Source organism: Chryseobacterium kimseyorum (assembly GCF_025971945.1).
Taxonomy (GTDB): Bacteria; Bacteroidota; Bacteroidia; order Flavobacteriales; family Weeksellaceae; genus Chryseobacterium; species Chryseobacterium kimseyorum.
In genome coordinates, this window is the sequence record NZ_JAPDHW010000002.1 from 107,635 (window position 1) to 127,157 (window position 19,523).

At 32.2% G+C, this 19,523-nt stretch carries 18 protein-coding genes; 16 read left to right on the top strand and 2 right to left on the bottom strand.

Translation table 11 applies throughout. The features are described 5' to 3' along the window. Positions 1-3: 3 nt before the first annotated feature. The 12 genes from OMO38_RS03115 (at position 4) to OMO38_RS03170 (ending at position 12,014) form a co-directional block, all read left to right on the top strand. On the top strand, positions 4-1,179 hold the full coding sequence (locus OMO38_RS03115; RefSeq protein ID WP_264748763.1) for a DegT/DnrJ/EryC1/StrS family aminotransferase: 1,176 nt from the start codon (positions 4-6) through the stop codon (positions 1,177-1,179). A gap of 5 nt (positions 1,180-1,184) precedes the next feature. Continuing rightward, the gene (locus OMO38_RS03120; protein WP_264748764.1) at positions 1,185-2,066 is read left to right on the top strand and encodes an alpha-1,2-fucosyltransferase; all 882 of its coding nucleotides are present in this window, start codon (positions 1,185-1,187) and stop codon (positions 2,064-2,066) included. Continuing rightward, a complete protein-coding gene (locus OMO38_RS03125) occupies positions 2,051-3,076 on the top strand; it encodes a glycosyltransferase family 2 protein (protein WP_264748765.1) in 1,026 nt (341 codons plus the stop codon). The genes OMO38_RS03120 and OMO38_RS03125 overlap by 16 nt, the downstream gene beginning before the upstream one ends. Before the next feature lie 10 nt (positions 3,077-3,086). After that, positions 3,087-4,178, top strand: coding sequence for a GDP-mannose 4,6-dehydratase (gene gmd, locus OMO38_RS03130; RefSeq protein ID WP_264749120.1), 1,092 nt, complete (start codon positions 3,087-3,089; stop codon positions 4,176-4,178). A gap of 157 nt (positions 4,179-4,335) precedes the next feature. After that, positions 4,336-5,466, top strand: a complete 1,131-nt coding sequence (locus OMO38_RS03135) for a glycosyltransferase family 4 protein (protein WP_264748766.1) — start codon at positions 4,336-4,338, stop codon at positions 5,464-5,466. A 545-nt stretch (positions 5,467-6,011) separates the two neighbouring features. Continuing rightward, complete coding sequence (locus OMO38_RS03140; RefSeq protein WP_264748767.1) at positions 6,012-6,413, top strand: hypothetical protein; 402 nt, start codon at positions 6,012-6,014, stop codon at positions 6,411-6,413. Between the two features lie 55 nt (positions 6,414-6,468). Beyond that, a complete protein-coding gene (locus tag OMO38_RS03145; RefSeq protein WP_264748768.1) occupies positions 6,469-7,359 on the top strand; it encodes a glycosyltransferase in 891 nt (296 codons plus the stop codon). Beyond that, positions 7,356-8,480: a glycosyltransferase family 4 protein gene (locus OMO38_RS03150; protein ID WP_264748769.1), complete on the top strand. Its 1,125-nt coding sequence runs from the start codon at positions 7,356-7,358 to the stop codon at positions 8,478-8,480. Before OMO38_RS03145 ends, OMO38_RS03150 begins: the two co-directional genes overlap by 4 nt. Then, the gene (locus OMO38_RS03155) at positions 8,477-9,343 is read left to right on the top strand and encodes a glycosyltransferase family 2 protein (protein ID WP_264748770.1); all 867 of its coding nucleotides are present in this window, start codon (positions 8,477-8,479) and stop codon (positions 9,341-9,343) included. Before OMO38_RS03150 ends, OMO38_RS03155 begins: the two co-directional genes overlap by 4 nt. A 98-nt stretch (positions 9,344-9,441) precedes the next feature. Continuing rightward, entirely contained in the window at positions 9,442-10,224 is a 783-nt protein-coding gene (locus tag OMO38_RS03160; protein WP_264748771.1) for a glycosyltransferase family 32 protein, read from the top strand. A gap of 30 nt (positions 10,225-10,254) precedes the next feature. Beyond that, positions 10,255-11,334: a non-hydrolyzing UDP-N-acetylglucosamine 2-epimerase gene (gene wecB / locus OMO38_RS03165; RefSeq protein WP_264748772.1), complete on the top strand. Its 1,080-nt coding sequence runs from the start codon at positions 10,255-10,257 to the stop codon at positions 11,332-11,334. Beyond that, positions 11,331-12,014, top strand: coding sequence for an NAD-dependent epimerase/dehydratase family protein (locus tag OMO38_RS03170; protein ID WP_264748773.1), 684 nt, complete (start codon positions 11,331-11,333; stop codon positions 12,012-12,014). The genes wecB and OMO38_RS03170 overlap by 4 nt, the downstream gene beginning before the upstream one ends. A 280-nt stretch (positions 12,015-12,294) precedes the next feature. Here the strand turns inward: OMO38_RS03170 and asnB are convergent, their stop codons facing one another. Further along, positions 12,295-14,115, bottom strand: a complete 1,821-nt coding sequence (gene asnB, locus OMO38_RS03175) for an asparagine synthase (glutamine-hydrolyzing) (RefSeq protein WP_264748774.1) — start codon at positions 14,113-14,115, stop codon at positions 12,295-12,297. A 130-nt stretch (positions 14,116-14,245) separates the two neighbouring features. On the opposite strand from asnB, the gene OMO38_RS03180 reads away from it, so the two are divergent. After that, entirely contained in the window at positions 14,246-15,256 is a 1,011-nt protein-coding gene (locus tag OMO38_RS03180; protein ID WP_264748775.1) for a glycosyltransferase family A protein, read from the top strand. Positions 15,257-15,258: 2 nt separating this feature from the next. Here the strand turns inward: OMO38_RS03180 and OMO38_RS03185 are convergent, their stop codons facing one another. Next, complete coding sequence (locus OMO38_RS03185; protein ID WP_264748776.1) at positions 15,259-16,257, bottom strand: glycosyltransferase; 999 nt, start codon at positions 16,255-16,257, stop codon at positions 15,259-15,261. Between the two features lie 351 nt (positions 16,258-16,608). Between OMO38_RS03185 and OMO38_RS03190 the strand changes: the two genes are divergently transcribed. The 3 genes from OMO38_RS03190 to OMO38_RS03200 are packed head-to-tail and all read left to right on the top strand — an operon-like array spanning position 16,609 to position 19,522. After that, positions 16,609-17,691 carry a DegT/DnrJ/EryC1/StrS family aminotransferase gene (locus tag OMO38_RS03190; protein ID WP_264748777.1) on the top strand — a complete coding sequence of 361 codons (1,083 nt, stop codon included), beginning with the start codon at positions 16,609-16,611 and terminating at the stop codon, positions 17,689-17,691. 3 nt (positions 17,692-17,694) lie between these two features. Beyond that, positions 17,695-18,330 carry an acetyltransferase gene (locus tag OMO38_RS03195; protein WP_264748778.1) on the top strand — a complete coding sequence of 212 codons (636 nt, stop codon included), beginning with the start codon at positions 17,695-17,697 and terminating at the stop codon, positions 18,328-18,330. Continuing rightward, positions 18,323-19,522 (top strand): TDP-N-acetylfucosamine:lipid II N-acetylfucosaminyltransferase family protein, encoded by a 1,200-nt coding sequence (locus OMO38_RS03200; protein WP_264748779.1) that lies wholly within the window; start codon positions 18,323-18,325, stop codon positions 19,520-19,522. The genes OMO38_RS03195 and OMO38_RS03200 overlap by 8 nt, the downstream gene beginning before the upstream one ends. Position 19,523: the final 1 nt, after the last annotated feature.

Here is a 19,523-nt window from a genome sequence, read left to right on the forward strand (position 1 = left end):
GAGATGAAAATACCATTGATGCGTAAAGCTTTTTTAAACGAAGTAGAAACCAAAAAAGCTTTGGCCGAATTTATACTTAATGCAGACCGTCTAAGTATGGATGTAGAATGTGGAAAATTTGAAAAAAAGTTCGCAGAATATCAGCAATGCAAACATGCAGTTCTGTTTAATAGCGGTGGAAGTGCAAACTTAGCTATGCTTCAGGCTCTGAAAAATATGGGTAAGCTGAAAGATGGTGATAAGATAGGATTTTCGGCGTTGACGTGGTCTACTAATACCATGCCCATTATTCAGATGAATATGGTTCCTGTGGTTATTGACATCACCCCTGAAGTGATCAACACAACTTCTCAAAATCTTTTGGAGAGATTAGAGACAACAGATTTACAGGCTCTTTTCATTACGAATATTTTAGGATTTACAGGAGATATTGATACCATAAGAAAAATCTGTGAAGAAAGAAATATTATTCTGATTGAAGATAATTGTGAATCTTTAGGTACAGAATTACCGGAAGGAAGAACAGGAAATTTTGGAATAGGCGCAAGCTTTTCTTTCTTTGTAGCCCATCATATGAGTACCATTGAAGGCGGAATGGTATGCACAAGCGATGATGATTTTGCAGAAATGCTCCGTATTGTGAGAGCGAATGGATGGGACAGAAACCTCAACCCGGAGCAACAACAGAAATGGAGATCTGAGTTTGGAATACAGTCTGAGTTTGAAGCAAAATATACTTTTTATGATTTGGGGTATAACTTCAGACCAACAGAAATTACAGGTTTCCTCGGACAGTATCAGATGCAGTTTTTAGAAAAAAACATCAGCTCAAGAGAACAGAATTACCTGAGAATAGAAAAAGTGGTACACGAAAATCCAGATTTTCTGCCTTTAAAACATGACCATATCAATGTTTTATCAACTTTTGCTTTTCCTTTCGTATGTAGAACTGCAGAGTTGAGAACACATTATTTGAATAAATTTATTGATGCAGGAGTAGAAATACGACCAATGATAGCTGGAAACATGCAGAGCCAGCCATTCTACAAGAAATATGTAAAAGAAGTTTATGATATGCCGGGTGCAGATATGATGCACAACAATGGTTTCTATTGCGGAAATTACCCAGAGCTTTTAGAAGAAGATCTTGTTGTTTTTGAAAATTTATTAAGCAAATAAAATATATGGTAGCTGTAGAACTTATAGGTGGTTTGGGAAATCAGATGTTTCAGTATGCAACTGCAAAAGCATTGTCATTGCATCGTAACGAAGCTCTGTTATTAGACAGTCGACTTTTTGACAACTACAAACTCCACAGCTATTCACTCAAACATTTCAATATTGATGCATCTGTTGTGAAAAATGATGTGCCGCTGAAAGACAGAAGTATTCCAAAAAAGATAATAGATAAGCTTCTAGAAAAAGCAGATGCGCTTACTCTGCATAATAGAATCTTCAAAAATTATCAAGAAAAGGAATTATTATTTGATGAAAACCTGTTCAAAACCAATAAAAAAAATATTTATTTGAAGGGATATTTTCAGTCAGAAAAGTACTTTTTAAAGTATCAGGATGAGATTAGAAAAGATTTTGAAATCGTAACTCCACATAAGAAGGAAACTGCAGATATGTTGAAAATAATCACTGCTGAAAACTCAGTTTCAATTCATATCAGAAGGGGGGATTATATTTCAAACCCTAATGCAAATGCTGTGCATGGAACCTGTAATCTGGATTACTATCACAGAGCGATTGAGATTATGAGAGAAAAAGTGAATCATCCTGTATTTTTTATCTTCTCTGATGATATAGATTGGGCAAAAGAGAATTTAAATATTGAAAATACCATGTACTTTGTCGATTTTACAGATGCCTCAACGAATTACGAGGATATCAAATTAATGAGTTCATGCAAACATAACATCATCGCAAACAGTAGCTTTAGCTGGTGGGGTGCATGGCTTAACAGAAATAAAAATAAAAACGTCATTGCTCCTTCAAGATGGTTCAGTACTGATATGTTAAATTCGAAAGATATAATACCGGAATCATGGATGAAAATTTAAAAATTCCCATAATATCTGTTGTAATGCCCGTTTACAATGGCGAAAACTATTTGACTGAAGCTATTGACAGCATTTTGAGCCAGACTTTTACCAATTTTGAATTGTTAATCATCAACGATGGTTCATCAGACAATAGCGAAAAAATTATTCAGTCTTACTCTGATGACAGGATAGTTTACATTAAAAATGAGAAAAATATCGGTTTGATAAAAACCTTGAATAAAGGTTTAGATCTTGCAAAAGGAGAATATATTGCCAGAATGGATCAGGACGATATTTCTCATCCTGAAAGATTTTTAAAGCAGGTTGCTTTATTAGAAGAAAATCCTGAAATTGGCGTTTGTGGAACTTGGTTTACACTTCTCAGTAAGAATGGTAAAGATCGAGTAATCAAACATCCAGAAAGTCATGAGTCAATAAAAATAGGCATGATTACAAAAAGTCTAATTGGTCACCCAACTGTAATGATGCGTAAAAAAACAATGAATAATTACCGTTACGATATTAATTATCAGGCGGCTGAAGATTATGAATTGTGGACAAGGCTTATAAGAATAACTAAATTTTATAATATTCAAGAGTCACTCCTTCAATACAGATTCCATGATACAAATATGACCGTATTGGAGAACAGTACTCAGGTTGCCAATACGAAGATTATCACTGCAAATCAATTAAAAGAAATTGAAATTGAAGGAAGCAATGAAAATATAGATTTGTGTAACATTTTACTTGAAGCACCATCAAAATTTCTTTACACGGTTGATGAATTGAAAAAACTCGTCGACTTTGCAAACATACTAGAAAATAAAAATTTACAAAAAAAGATATTTGATAAGAAAAAGCTTCATCACATTATTAGTAAAAGATTAATGGAAGCTTTTAATAAAACTGTCAATCAAAATTTTTCGACCCTTATTTTTTTATTAAAAAACAGAAAAGAAATTATTTTAGAAAGAAGTATGATCAACAATACAAAAACGCTGGCAAAAATTATTTTAAGAAAATAAAAACATTATGATGAAAGTTGCATTAATAACCGGAGTTACCGGGCAGGATGGTTCTTATCTCGCTGAATTTTTACTTAAAAAAGGATACGAAGTTCACGGTATAAAAAGAAGAGCATCATCATTTAATACCCAAAGAATAGATCATATATTCAGAGATCTTCATGAAAATAATGTAAAATTCAAACTTCATTACGGAGATCTCACCGACTCAACCAATCTGATAAGAATTATACAGGAGATACAGCCCGACGAAATATATAATCTTGGTGCAATGAGCCATGTAAAGGTGAGCTTTGACTCTCCTGAATATGTTGCCAACACCGACGGAATAGGAACTTTAAGGCTTCTTGAGGCTATAAGAATCTTAGGACTTACTCAGAAAACGAAAATTTACCAGGCATCAACTTCTGAGTTATACGGTGGTTTGCCTCAAAATAAAAACGCAGAAGGTTTTTATGATGAGACAAGCCCTTTTTATCCCCGTTCACCTTACGGTGCTGCAAAAATATATGCTTATTGGATAACCGTAAATTATCGTGAGGCATACGGAATGTATGCCTGTAACGGAATATTGTTTAATCACGAATCACCTAGAAGGGGAGAAACATTTGTTACCCGAAAAATTACAATGGCAGCCGCTAAAATAGCCTTAGGTCTACAAGATGTGCTATATTTAGGGAACTTAGACGCAAAGAGAGATTGGGGGCACGCAAAGGATTACATTGAAGCCATGTGGCTGATGCTTCAGCAAGAAAAACCTGAAGATTATGTGATTGCAACTGGCAAAACAACATCTATTAGAGAATTTGTAATTATGGCCTTCGCTGAATTAGGTATTGAGCTGGAATTTTCTGGAGAAGCTGAAAACGAAGTGGGCAAGGTGAAGCACTGTTCAAATTCAGAATATCAACTTCCTATTGGTAAAGAGATTATATGTATAGACCCCATTTATTACCGACCAACAGAGGTAGACCTACTCATTGGCGATCCTAAAAAGGCCAATACTCAATTAGGCTGGATCCCACGATATGATGTCAAAAATTTGTGTAAGGAGATGATTGAAAGTGATGTGCAGCTTTTCAAAAAAGATAAGGAAGAGTGACGATATAACAGGAGTTCAATAACAAAATATTTATTGATCACTTAAATAAAATTGAATTCCTTAAGATAGGCGCATCATGATTTATTATAACTTGATACTTTAGAGTTATAAATATTTCATTGCGACAGTTTAGTTTATTTTACAGATGTTTACTAAAATGAAAAAAATAAAATTATTCATTCAATTTAGCATAGAAATTATTACTATTTATAAAGCGCTACGATATGCTAAAAATATTTTCATTTTTCCATTTTATCATACGGGAGGTGCCGAGAAGGTACACCTTGACATTGTAAAAACTTTTCCCAAGAAAGATAACATTGTCATTTTTACATCCGAATCATATAATAATCATTTCTTATCTGACTTTGAAAAAAACGCTAAAATATTACACTTACACAAATACAATCATAACTATTACTTCAGAAAATTAACCTTAAAAATTCTTACCCTTATTAAGAATCAGCTAAACACGACAGTTTTCGGGTGTAATAATAAGTTCTTTTACGACATTTTGCATGTACTTCCTACAAACGTAAAAAGAATTGATTTGGTGCATGCTTTTACATCTCCTGATCCGGGTGGTATGGAAATTTACAGTCTCAACAAAGTTTCCTTATTGGATAAAAGGATGGTCATAAACCAAAAAACAAAAAATGATTTTATAGACCTTTATAAAGAAAATAAAATTTCTGAAGAATATATTAACCGAATAAAAATTATAGATTTAGCTGTTCAGACTCCCGATGAAAAACCTGAAAAAAATAAATTGAGATCAAAACTTCAGGTTATTTATTGTGGTAGAATTTCTAAAGAGAAAAGAGTTAATTTGATAGTTCATATTGCCAATCTATTAGGTGACTTGATCGAACTAAAAATCTATGGACATAAAGAATTAGACGTTGAGGGTATCGATAAATATTATCAAAAAAATATTTTAAATCACAGCGAACTTACGCAGATATACCAAGATGCAGATATCTTGCTGATTACTTCGTATAGAGAAGGATTTCCAGTAGTGATAAAAGAAGCAATGTCTAATGGTGTAGTTTGTATATCAACTAATGTTGGCAGTATAAGCGAACATGTAATTACAAATGAAAACGGCTTTATTGTAGAAAACAATGACGAAAACTTGATTACCGATAGATTTGTAGAAATTATCACCAACTTATTAAATAATCGAGATTTATTAAATAGACTGTCCAGTAATGCATATAATTATGCATCAGCAAATTTTGATTTAGAACTGTTTCATCAGAAAATAAAAAATTTAATTAATAAGTAGTTACAAATATTAATGTGAGATTTTTAATACTTTTGTTTTGTTAAACATAATAAATAATATTTTACAGTATAACCTATTCTTAGGTTTCGTAGAAAGATTTGTTTATCCTACAAAAAACGTTGAGATTTTTGAAATCTACAGTGGAATCTAAGAAATCTATGAAAAAATACACAGAATTTATTCGAATTGCGAAAGCTGCAAAAAAATATTTTACTATACAATTTTTGTTACAGATACTATATCCTAAAACAATTCCGGTAATTATAATTAATTTTAATCAGTTAAAAGCACTCAAACAACTCATTGATTTTTTACTGGAAAGAAAATTTACTAAAATTTTTATTATTGATAATCATTCAACCTACGAGCCTCTTTTAAATTATTATAATAAAATTGAAAAGAGTGTTAAAATTATCAAATTGGATACAAATGAGGGGCACATGGTCTTCTTCAAAAATGAAAATTTATTTAACAAATTTGCTCAGGGTTTTTTTATACTTACAGATCCAGACATTTTACCTAACAAAAGACTTCCAAAAAATTTTATGCGAATTTTAATCAAAAACTTACTGAAATATGATGAATGGGTTACAAAAGTTGGTTTTGCCTTGGATGTTTTAAATATTCCCGACTCTTATCCTGCAAAAGATAAAGTTAAAGCATGGGAGCAGAGATTTTGGAAAAACGAAGTTGAAAAAGATATTTACTTGACAAGTCTTGACACAACTTTCGCATTATACAAACCACTTTCTTATGCGGAATACCATGAAAATGACAATCATTTTAAAGCATTAAGAATTGCCGGTGATTTCACCTGTGATCACTTGGGTTGGCATATTGACTATTCTAATCTTACTGATGAACAGAAATATTACCGGGAACATACTTCCAGTTCCGGATCATGGAGTATTGACGATGCTGGACAACCAAACCAAAAAACATATTAGCAACCTATAATATTGAAAAAGATCTTGACTTTCAAAATTTTTTCAGATAGCCCACATGAATAAAGTTTCCATTATTGTTCTTACCTACAATCAAGAAAAATTTATAGAAAAAAATTTGGAAGGGATTTTTATGCAGAAAGTAAATTTCCCTGTTGAGCTTATTATTTCTGATGATTGCTCCACAGATGAGACGACATCTGTTATCAGTAATTTTATTAAAAACACACCTTCTCACATTAAAGTCAAATTTACGTCACATCAAAAAAATTTAGGTTCGACACCCAATTTCTTTGATGCTTTGCAAAAATGCACCGGGAAGTATCTCGCTTTCTGTGAAGGTGATGATTACTGGACCGATGAAAACAAACTGCAGATCCAATATGACTTTTTAGAAACAAATACGGAGTACTCGATGTGTTTTCATCAGGTTAAAAATATTTCTCCTGATCCTCAGATAAACGAAACTGTTTTCGCCCATGTGGAAGACAGAGATTACACACCTTTTGAGATTTTCAGGCACTGGACTGTACATACAACTTCGGTGTTTATGAATGCTGAAGTTTTAAAAAATGAAGCAGTAAAAACACTTTTCAAGCATCCTGAATTATTATATTTTGACACCTTTCTGTATATGGCCTGCTCTCTGAACGGAAAAATTCGCGGTTCGAATCTTACCATGTCATGTTATCTGAGACACGAAGAAGGCTTATCAAACGGCATTAACTATCAAAGAGATCTCAGACATAATCATCTTGACGAAATTATTGCCGAAACCTATGGTGGAAAAGTAAGGGAATATGCCAACTGGCAGATCTTCTCAAGAAGCAGAATCGCATTCATACATCTTTTGAAACAGGGAAGATTAAGCTTGACATTTCAGCACTTAAAATGGATTCTGAAAAAGAAAGGAAACTTAAAAGTATATCTTAAAAAAGAATATTTATGAAGATAGGATTCTACAGTGTGGTGCCGTTGGATGACAAAAAGAACTGGTCTGGTACAATGTTTAAGATGTATGAGCAACTACTTCATCTGGGTTATGAGGTAGTTTGGATTCCTAGGGTATGTTTCACAAAAAGGGAGGAAAAAACCTTTAAAATTATTGAAAAAACCTTTAATAAAATTTTTGACAGAGGCTATAACCGTCATTTATTTATCTATAAAGCAAAAACTGCAGCCAGGCGTTTAGAGAAAAATTTAAAAGACATTAAAGTAGATGTAATTTTTAATCCAACTCACGTCAATGACTTTGCGTATTTAAAAACTGATATTCCCGTTGTTTACCTTAACGATGCGAATGTTGCGCAACTGCTCAACTACTACCACTATTATTCAGGTTTTGGAATTCTATCAAAAATAGAAACTAAATATCTTGAAAGGAAAACATTGAAGAATGCAACATATTCTATATTTTCATCAGATTGGGCAAGCAATTTTGCTGTAGAGTTCTACGGATTGGCAGAGGACAAGGTTAAAACCATCAAGTTTGGAGCAAATATCATCGTTCCAAAAAGAATTGACTTTAATAAAAATAGCACTGAATTTACTTTTCTATTTCTTGCTGTCGATTGGATCAGAAAGAGAGGAACACTTGCTTTTGAAAGTTTGAAAATTTTGAGAGAAAAGGGTTATCCGGTAAAAATGCTGGTTGTTGGCTGCAATCCCGAAATAAAAGCCGACTGGGTTACGATCATTCCTTTTCTTAATAAAAATAATCCTGATGAATTCAGAGAAATCCAAAATCATTTGCTGCGTTCCCACTTTCTGTTTGTACCCACAAAAGCAGACTGTACACCTATCGCTTTCTGTGAAGCTGCTGGATATGGTCTGCCGGTAATTTCTACAGATACGGGCGGTGTTTCTGCCCATGTGATCAATGGTTATAACGGAAGTCTGCTACCTCAAGATGCCATTGCACAGGATTATGCAGATGAAATAGAGAGATTAATAAATAAGCCGCAAACAGTGAGAGAGTACTCGGAAAATGCACGTAAACTTTACGAGAAGGAACTCAATTGGGAAAATTGGGGCATTGAGTTTTCAAAAATTTTAGAAAAACTAAAATGAAATTAACGGTATTCACTCCTACCTATAACAGAGCTTATATGCTGCCAAAATTATTTGAAAGTCTTCAACGCCAGACTGCAAAAGATTTTGACTGGCTTATCGTTGATGATGGTTCATCTGATGAAACAGAAAAACTCGTTAAAAATTTAACCACCAAGGCAAGTTTTAAAATACAATATATCTATCAGGAAAATCAGGGTAAACACATTGCGATTAATACGGCTCTCAAAAATATACACACCCAATATTTCACTACTGTTGACAGTGATGATTATCTCGAAGATAATGCCGTGAAAACCATTTTCGAAAAAATACCACTTATAGATCATTCGAAGGATATAATCGCGATAGCTTCACCGATTAAAATTTTAAACCAAGTTACAGATGGTCGTAAAGTAACTTCAAACATTGTCGCCTCCACCTGTGACATAATTTACCAGCACAAAATACAATGTGAAGCCACGTTAATCTTCAAAACAGAATTGGCTAGAAAGTTTGAATATCCAATTTTTTCGGGAGAGAAATTTATGTTAGAGTCTGTAGTCTTTAACAGGATGGATGAAACATATAAATTTTTATATATTCCTGAGTCTATTGTTAATGCAGAATACATACCCGATGGTTTAACGGCGCAGGGGAAAAAAAAACTGATTGACAATCCGAAAAGTGCTGCTTTGGCCTACAAAGAAAAGATGAACAATCTTAAAATCCCGTTAGAAAATAGAAAAATTTTTGCCAAAAACTATTGGGATTATGAAACCTTAACCAATAAAAGTTTTGCCTCTAAAATAAGTAAAATTAAAGGTATGACTCTGAAGTTTTATATGATAACTTATTTTTTAAGACGGTTATTTAGTAAATGAAACAAACTAATTTAGTTAGAATCATTGCTACAGTATGAATAAAAAAACACGAAGAAACAGAAAGAAGAAATGTTTTCGAAATGCCTAAAAGATAATTAATGATCCCAAAAAAAATACACTACTGCTGGTTTGGAGGAAAGCCAAAGCCGGATTCTTTCTTCATATGCCTTGATTCATGGAAAAAAAACCTTCCTGACTACGAGATCATCGAGTGGAATGAAACCAATTTTGATATAAATTGCTGCGAGTACGTTCGCCTCGCTGCTGAACAGAAAAAATGGGCCTTTGTCTCCGATTATTCAAGAGCTTTAGCACTGTTTGAGCAGGGCGGAATATACATGGATATTGATGTGGAAGTAAAATTTTCACTGGACGAATTTCTGATTCACCGTGCTTTTTCAGGATTCGAAATTAAAGGATCTCCTTTTACGGCGCTTTGGGGTACCGAAGCAGGACATCCATGGCCGAAAAAAGTATTAGATTTCTACAATAAAAAAACAGATTTTGATCTCACTACCAATACTGTTTTTGTTTCTGATCTTTTAGTAAATGAATACAATGTTGATGCAGATAAAGATGAATATCAGGAACTAAAGGATGGAATTGTGATTTATCCTTCCACTTATTTCTGTCTTGATCTTCCAAAGAATTATGCCAGCCACCATTTTGTGGGAACGTGGCATGAAAGGGATACACCTAACCCATTTAAAGATTTTGTACATGCTTATTTTCACGTTAAAAATATAGCTGAAATAAAAGAGGGAAAAAAGGAAATCCACAATGTAATTAATAACATGAAAATGATTTCTGCAGAAGAGATTTTAGATCAGTTCCCACTAAGAATGTTGGTAAAATATATTATTAAGCGTATAAAACGGTAAGCTTTAATTACTTTTGCAAAAACAAACCTGATGAACGATAAAATTGCAATTATTTACGGCACGAGGCCAGAATTTCTAAAAGTATTCCCCATCATTAATGAATTTAAAAGACTTCATGAGGATATTTGCATTGTAAATACCGGTCAGCATGATTCTTTACTTACGGAGATGGAAAACAGCTTCGGCGTTATTTCACATCATCAACTGTCTGTACAGTCGTTGACTTTTACCAATTCTAATCTGATTGCTAAACTGATTGATGAAATATCTAACCTCATCCACAAAGAAAATATCCAAAAGATAATAGCACAGGGTGATACTTTTACAGTGCTGGCATCATCGATGTCTTCTTTTTTGGAACAGAGAAAATTTTACCACATCGAAGCCGGATTGCGAACATCAGATATTCATACTCCTTTTCCTGAAGAATTTAACAGACGGGTTGTATCTCTCACAGCTAACGTAAATTTTGCTCCAACAGAACTATCAAAACAGAACCTTTTAAATGAAAAAATTCCTGAGAGTAAAATTTCTCTGGTTGGAAACAGTATAGTGGACATGATCCAGCATGTTACAAAAAAAGAAAATATTGCTGTCGAATATAAGGATCATGTCTTTATTACCGCGCACAGACGGGAAAATATTGGCAAACCGTTAAAAAATATAGCTCAGGCAATCAAAGAATTAGCCGAAGAAAATCCTGAGACTCAGTTTGATTGGGCTTTACATCCAAATCCAAATACAAGAAAAATTATTATGGAAGTATTTGAAAAAGGAACTCCTGACAATATAAATTTTACTGAACCCCTTTCCTATCTCGAAGCCATCAGAAAAATGGCAAGATCTAAACTGATCATTTCAGACTCTGGCGGAATACAGGAAGAAGCACCCAGCCTTCAGAAAAGAGTGCTAATTTTGCGTGAAGAAACCGAAAGACCCGAAGTAATTACATGTAATTGCGGTGTATTGGTAGGAACAGATATTCAGAAAATTAAAAGCAACTTTAATCTAATCTATAATAATCCTGAAGAATATATTTTCAAGAGTGAAAACAATCCTTTCGGAGACGGAAAATCGGCAGAAAAAATTGTAAAAAAAATCTTAGAATGATTGTTGGAAAAGGACTTATAGCTTCATTATTTTTAAACTCTGACAGAGAGAATACGATTTTCTTTGCATCTGGCGTATCTAATTCATTAGAAATTAGACCGGAAGAATTTCTTAGAGAAGAGACACTTATAAAAAATACAATTTCAACATATCCTGATAAAATTTTTGTTTACTTTTCAACCTGCAGTATCTATGATTCTTCGAAAACCGGAAGTGCATACGTTCTACACAAACTCAAAATGGAACAGATTGTAAAGAACTCATGCAAAAATTTTTTAATTTTAAGAGTAAGTAATGCTGTTGGAAAAGGAGGCAATCCTAACCTTTTGATTAACTATCTTGCAAGAGCTGTCGTTACCAATGATACCATAAATATTCACACTAAAGCAAAACGAAATCTTATAGACACCGATGATATTAAGAAAATAACTTTTGATTTGCTTGAGAAGAAAAAACTTAATAAAATCATTAACCTAGCTTATACTCACAATTATTCGATTATTGAAATTCTAGAAATTATTGAAAGTTTTTACGTGAAAAAAGCAAAGATTAATCTAATAAAAAGCGGCTCTGGATACGATATAAATATCCCCGACGTAGAAGATTATTTTATTAAAAATAATTTAAATAGTAAAGAAGATTATCTTGTGAAGATATTAAATAAATATTACCTCCCATAAAGAGTAATCTCCTGAAGTTTTATTAAACTGCAATCATAGAGTACTTGTTAGCTTTTTGCGAAAAAAATCTTTTAAAAAAGAATTTATACAAAATGCAGTTCTGTAATTCTAAAAAAAGAACTTTGCACAACCATTTTCACTTTATTTTTTCAAATAATAAATTATCTTTTCTTAATATTTCAAAATTCGATCTAGTGCTTCAATTTATTTTGAAGATAAAAGTAAATCGAGTAAAAAAGAGAAGATAAGGAAGTTGAATTTGACTGTTGCTCTCATCTTATCAATGTTCTTCCATCCATATTCCCAAAACCAATAGAGACCAATGTTTATAATTATACTTTAAGTTTTTCTGAACCTGATGGAAATCAAGTTTAAAGAAGATTTTTGAACTCGAATTTTTCAGAATCTTCGCTGTGAGTTCTTCCATTCCCGGAATTTTCAGCCATTTTTCTACAGGTGCACCAAATCCCTGTTTTCGCTTGTTTAAAATACGATCTGTAAGTAAATCTCCAAAAGCTTTCCTTAGTATTATTTTGGTCTGATCGGTATTCACTTTATATTTTGCGGGAAGTGCAGAACAGAATTCCACAAGATCTTTATCTAAAAAGGGAGTTCTCAGTTCAATAGAATGCATCATCGCAATACGGTCATCCTTTACCATATAGTCTCCAGGGATGATATTGGTGAGATCCATTTTCATTGTGGTATTCAGATCAGTATTATCTAAAGCAAAGTGATAGACATGTTCATATTCTGAATAGGATTTCATAAGCAGACTGGTCTCTTTTCTTGTAAAATTACTGTGCACTTTTTCTTTTTGATAAGAAACAATATCCGGAAATTTTGCTCTTAAAATTTTATCCAGAAAATAATCCTGTGCTTTTTTGAAACCCATTTTTTCGCTAACCGTAGAACCAACTTTATAAAAATTCAGAAGATTTAGATTTGTACCTCCTTTTTCTAGAATTTCTTTTTCTTTCTGATACCACTTATATCCTCCGAAAAGTTCGTCACCAGCATTTCCGGTGATTACTACTGTCATGTTTTTCGCCGCTTCTTCGCAGATGGTATATGTTGCTAAGATTGCTGTATCAGCAAGTGGCTCATCCATTTTTTTCAGAATATCTAGTAATAATTTCGGAATATCCTCGTCTTTCAGAGATACTTCTTTATGATTGGTATTGTATTTTTGAGAGATGCTTCTTGCTTCCGGCATTTCATTCCATTCACCCTGATATTCAAATCCTAATGTTGTAAGATTAGAATGGTGTTTAGAAGACAGGGCAACCAATGTCCCCGAATCTAATCCACCACTTAAAAAAGCTCCAACCTTTACATCGGCAATTAACTGCTTTTTTACCGAATTTTCTACCAGTCTTTTAAATTTTTGAACAGCATCTTCTTCTGAAATATTTAATTCTTTTTCGGGTAAATTCCAGTACTGAGAAATTTTAATTTTCCCGTCAGCATATATCAATTGTGAAGCAGGTGCTAACACGTGGATGTTTTTATAAATACTTTGATGACTGTTGATGTAAGAGTGACGTAAAAAATGGGAAACAGCTTCATCATTTATCTCTTTATCTACTAAATCTGTTGCCAGTATAGCTTTAATTTCCGAAGCGAATATAAACTCTCCGTTTTTTCCAGTTGCGAAATAAAATGGCTTTTCTCCAAAACGATCTCTCACGCAAAATAACTGTTGTTTTTCTTCGTCCCAAATTGCGACAGAAAACATTCCGTTTAGATGTTTTGGGAGCTCAGAACCGTATTTTTGATAGAGCGAAAGAATAACTTCTGTATCTGTATTGCTTTTAAAAGGATAGTCTGATAACTCATTTTTTAAATCACGGTAGCCATAGATTTCACCGTTGAAAACAATACACTCATTTTTAGTATCCGAATACATGGGCTGATGACCATCTTCTGATAAATCTACAATCGCTAATCTTCTGAAACCTAAAAAACAATTCTGAAAATACTCGTGACCTTCATCATCCGGACCGCGATGAATAATAGAATCTGTCATGTTTTTCAGATTCTTTATGTATGAGTCATCGTTTAAAATATTTTCTTTTACAATACCTGCTATTCCGCACATAGATCATTAATATCTCACAAATTTAAAACTTATTTATGGAACTATTATGTCCTTCAAATCTTTACACAAGCTTAAATCGTAAAGTTTCTGATCAGATAAATAAAAATTAATTTCAGATATTTGCAGCAATATGCAAGCACAACCTCTGATTTCAATAATTACCACCTATTACAACTCTGTGCAGTTGGGAGATTTTGTAAAATCATCTATGAAATGTCTACAGAATCAGACGTATAAAAATTTAGAACTAATCTGCGTAAATGACGGCTCTACAGATTCTACCTTAGATGATTTAGAATCTTTCGCAAAACTAGATTCCAGAATTAAAATTTATACCAAAGAAAATCAAAAGTTTGCTCAGTATTCTAAAGCTTACGGGCAAGAAAAAGCTTCAGGAGAATTTATTTTTCTTTTTGATCACGATGATCTTATTGATTTTGATACTATCGAAAAATGTTATCAAACTTTTTTAAGTCATCCTGAACTTGACATAGTTACTCCGATTGTTATTACAAAATTCACCAGCGGAAACATTAAAAACACGCACAACATTTATCTTTCTGATACAGCAACTTTTATATTTAAAAAATTTACAGGATCTCAGATTATCAAAGATACGGTTGGAAGATATGACAATCACATCAGAGGATTATACAGAAAAGAAGTTTTTAAATCTCATTCTTATAATTTTACAGAACCACTTCTGAATGCCGATGAAATCGTTGAGAGACTCATCTATGAAGAAGCTAGATTTGTTGGTAACTGTAATGCAGTTTATACCCATTATATTCACCCAGATTCATCTGCAAAACTTCTTTCTCCAAAAAGGATAGATTTTGCGAGAACAGATTTCTTACTTAGAAAAATATTTAAAGAAAAAGGTATTTACGAAAATAGAAAGGCAATTTTTGAATTTATAGCCTACAAAAATCTAGTCAATGCCATTAAAATTTTTTATTATTTTGCGAAGGATATGAGTGCAGAAGAACATTCCAAGCATGATAAAAGGCTGCGGGAATCGTATAATAATTTAGACAAAAAAATTATCATCTCTCAATTCAGTGGATTTGCGAAATACTATAATGCTTTTTTGCTATCAAATTTTTCTCTGCTATCAAATTTCTATAAATACAAAAAATAAATTTATCTCTCAAAACGCCAAATAAAAAGTCTGACAGCCAAATCTGAAGGAATATTATGAAAGAAATTTTTCTTTTTGACATCTAAAGAAAAATCTGAACTAAAATAATCTGTGAGATTCAGTCTTGTAAGTTTCTGCATTTTAGAAATATTTGTTTTTAAGTACTTTTTATCTTTCAACGCTTTCCATTGCATTACGAGAACCATCTCTTTAAAAAGAATAATTTTGCTTTTGATCAACATTTTTAAAACTTCATTCTTTTCCTCTTTAAAAGCTTTAGTAAGGTATCCAAGGATCGTCAGGTAATTCTCAAAATTCTTTTTTCCCCGGTTAAAGATAACCGATTCACCATGAAGATAATACAGATAGGTAATGTCATCAATAATTGATAAAGTATCTGTTTTTAATATTAAATGAAAAAACCACAGCTCATCCTGCGCAAATAATCCCGGTACAAAATATATTTGATTGTTAATTATAAAGTCTTTCTTAAATAATTTATTCCAAGACGATGAAGGAAATCCTCCTTTGCTGTAAACCGAAAATATCTCAAGATTGCTATTGTAATATTTTTTTTCTGCAATGGTTGGAAATCCATAATCCTTTGTAGTATTGTCAAATGTATTAATCCATCGGTTTTGAGCTATGATAATTTGTGCATCAGTTTTCTTTGCATTTTCAACCAACAACCGGATGCAGTCAGGTGTAATTTCGTCGTCACTATCCAAAAAAAACAGATAGTCTCCAGTTGCTGCCTTAATACCATTGTTTCTGACAACAGAAAGTCCAGAATTCTCAGTATGCTCTATAATGTTAATATTAAGCTCCGGATTAGCTTCCATAAAGTTCCTTATAAGAAACATACTGTTATCAGGAGTACAATCATTAACAAGAATAATTTCTATATTTTTATACGTTTGGCTTTTCACAGAGTCTAGGCATCTAATGATAAACTTTTCACATTTAAAAATAGGAATAGAAATAGTTACTAATGGATTCATGGAGGGAATTTAATAAATTATTCCGGCAAAAGTATAGAAATAATAATGAAAGTTTTATTTTTAATATAAAGCACATACAGTGAAATTTTAATTTATTAACGCTCAATTTATCTCTGTACGATGAAATAATAATATTGCTAAGAAGTTTCATCAAATCATTATTTTGTCACTATGAGAAATTATTGTAACTTAGTGCTTATGACACAATTGATTCTGGTAAACCAAAGTTTTGAATATTCAGTAGAAAATACTAAAGTCCATAAACTATATAAAAGATCAGCATCTTAAAAATTTCTATTTACTTTTTTAAAAGATAATTTTATATTATCATTAAATATTTTTATCCAAAGAATGATCCCTATCACAAAACCTTTTTTACCACCGATTGAAGAATATTCGCATTTTGTAGAAGGAATTTACAAAAGAGAATGGCTGACAAATTTAGGTCCTCTGGCCAGTCAGCTGGAGATGGATATTAAAGATTATTTGAATGTCAAACATCTTCTGTTTGTCACAAATGGCACAATTGCCTTGCAAATGGCGATTAAGGCACTCAATCTTACAGGTGAAATAATTACGACTCCTTTTTCATTCGTTGCAACCACAAGTTCAATCGTATGGGAAAACTGCAAACCTGTATTTGTAGATATCAACAGAAACTCTCTAAATATTGATTCATCAAAGATAGAAGCAGCGATTACAGATAAAACTACGGCAATTTTAGCAACTCATGTTTATGGAAACCCATGTGATGTAGAAAATATTGAGAAAATAGCGGAAAAATATAATCTGAAAGTAATCTACGACGGTGCTCATGCTTTCAGTGTAAAAATTAAAGAAAGATCAATCTTCGAATACGGCGACATCTCTATCTGCTCATTGCATGCTACAAAATTATACCATTCTGTAGAAGGAGGGCTTATTTTCACTAAAGACCCTGATTTATTAAAGAAAATCGCAGCAATACGAAATTTTGGAATCTCTGGCTATGACTCTTTTTCTGAGCTGGGAATCAACGGTAAAAATTCTGAATTTCATGCAGCGATGGGGCTTGCAAATCTAAAACATATAACATCAATCTTAGACAAGAGGAAAATTTTGGTTACGCAATATAACAGTTTATTAAGCAACTTAAAGGCATATATTCCAGAGTGGCATCAAGACTCTGAAAACAATAATGCATATTATCCTGTAATATTAGAAAGTGAAGAATTATTACTAAAAATAAAATCTGAACTTGATAAAAACGAAATTTTCACGAGAAGATATTTCTATCCAAGTTTAGCTGAAGCGTTGCCATATCTTGAAAAGCAAACTTTAGAGATTTCGCATGACATCTCAAAAAGGGTCTTATGCCTTCCTCTCTATTATGATCTTACACTAGAGGAAGTAAATTTTATATGTAGATTAATTTTAAGAGTTCAAAATAATTAAAAAATGTTAATAGTCGGCGCCAAAGGTTTTGCAAAAGAGGTATTAGAAATTTGTCATCAGAATAATAATTTGGAAAATCTTGTTTTTTATGATGATGTGAATGATGATGTGAATGGCCTATTGTATGGAAAATTCCCGATCCTAAAATCATTAGAAGAAGCGAAAGATCATTTTGAAAAGATTGATGCAAGATTTACTATTGGAATTGGCAATCCTCTTGTCCGTAAAATGTTATATACAAAATTTGTTGAATTAGGGGGGCTTTTTACAAGCACCATTTCTTCTTCTTGTTATATTGGAAACTACAATAATTCTATAAGAGAAGGAGTCAACATCATGCAGAAAGTTGTTATTACCAACGATGTTCATATTAGTAAAGGATGTCTCGTTAATCAGCTTTCTTCTATAGGCCATGATGTAGTTATAGGAGAATTTACGGAAATTTGTCCTAGTGTATCAATATCTGGTAATTGCAATATTGGCAGTAATGTTTTCGTAGGAACCAATGCAACGATTTTACCTAATGTAATAGTTGGAAATAACACAATTATTGGCGCAGGAGCTGTAGTTAATAAAAACCTACCCGAAAATTGTGTTGCTGTAGGTATCCCTGCAAAAATTATAAAGATCAATGAGTAGAGATATTAAAGTAGTACACTTTTTAGAAGCCACCTTATTTACGGAAGCTTTTATTAATAGCTTTGAAAAAACCTCATCTGATATAACTTTTTATATTATTAATAATGGTTTCTTAGATCGTGAATACATGAAAAAAGATAATGTGAAACTCTTTGACATGGATGATAATAACGAAAGATCACTAATTATAAATTCCATTAATAAAAATGAGACAAAGGTTGCTGTTTTTCATGTATTAAATGCCGTAAAAATGGAAATCATTTTATCTCTTCGAAAAGATATTAGAAAAATTTGGTGCCTTTGGGGAAACGATTTTTATGACACTAATTACTATTATCCATTTAAACTGTATGAAAAGTTTAACCTGGCCTTTTTTGAAAAAGATAAATCGATTGTAAGAAAAATCTATAACAGACCAGAATTTAAGACATTAATTTTCAACACATTAAAACACATTAATACATTAGGTATAAAGTCAAAACTACTAACAAAACTGAACAATCATTTCGCGCTAGACCGTTATTTTTTTATTAAAGAGAATATTGATTATATAAGCTACATTGTACCGAAAGAAAAAAAAATCCTTTCAAAAATATTCCCCGGAAAAGTATTTTGTCATTTATACAGTGATCCAGATCTTCCACAATTTCATCATTTTAAGGAGAATAATGATAATATAGCTCAGGGAAATAATATTTTATTGGCACATTCTGCAGCAGAAACTAATAATCATTTAGATTGTCTTGAAATTCTGAAAAGCTGCAATTTGTCTACACAAAAAATAATTTCACCACTAAGCTATGGAGGAAGTAAAGAATATATAGGTGAAGTCATACAAAAAGGCAAAGAGTATTTTGGCGAAAGATTCGTTCCACTTACCGAAAGACTTTCATTAGAAGAATATTCCAAAATTTTATCATCTTGCTCAGTGGCTATGATGAATCAGCGAAGACAGCAGGCGGGCGGAAATCTCTTCCACTTGATAGGATCTGGGATTAAAGTTTATTTAAACAAAGAAAATGGGTTTTATGATTATTTTGTAGAAAACGGTATAAAGGTTTTTGACATTACTGTTTTTAAAAATAATTTTGAAGTAGAACAAGACTTAAAGTCAAACAGTAAAAAGTTACGTGAACTGTACTCTGAAGAGCATTTTCAGAATCAAATCAATATATCACTGCAAAATTTATAAT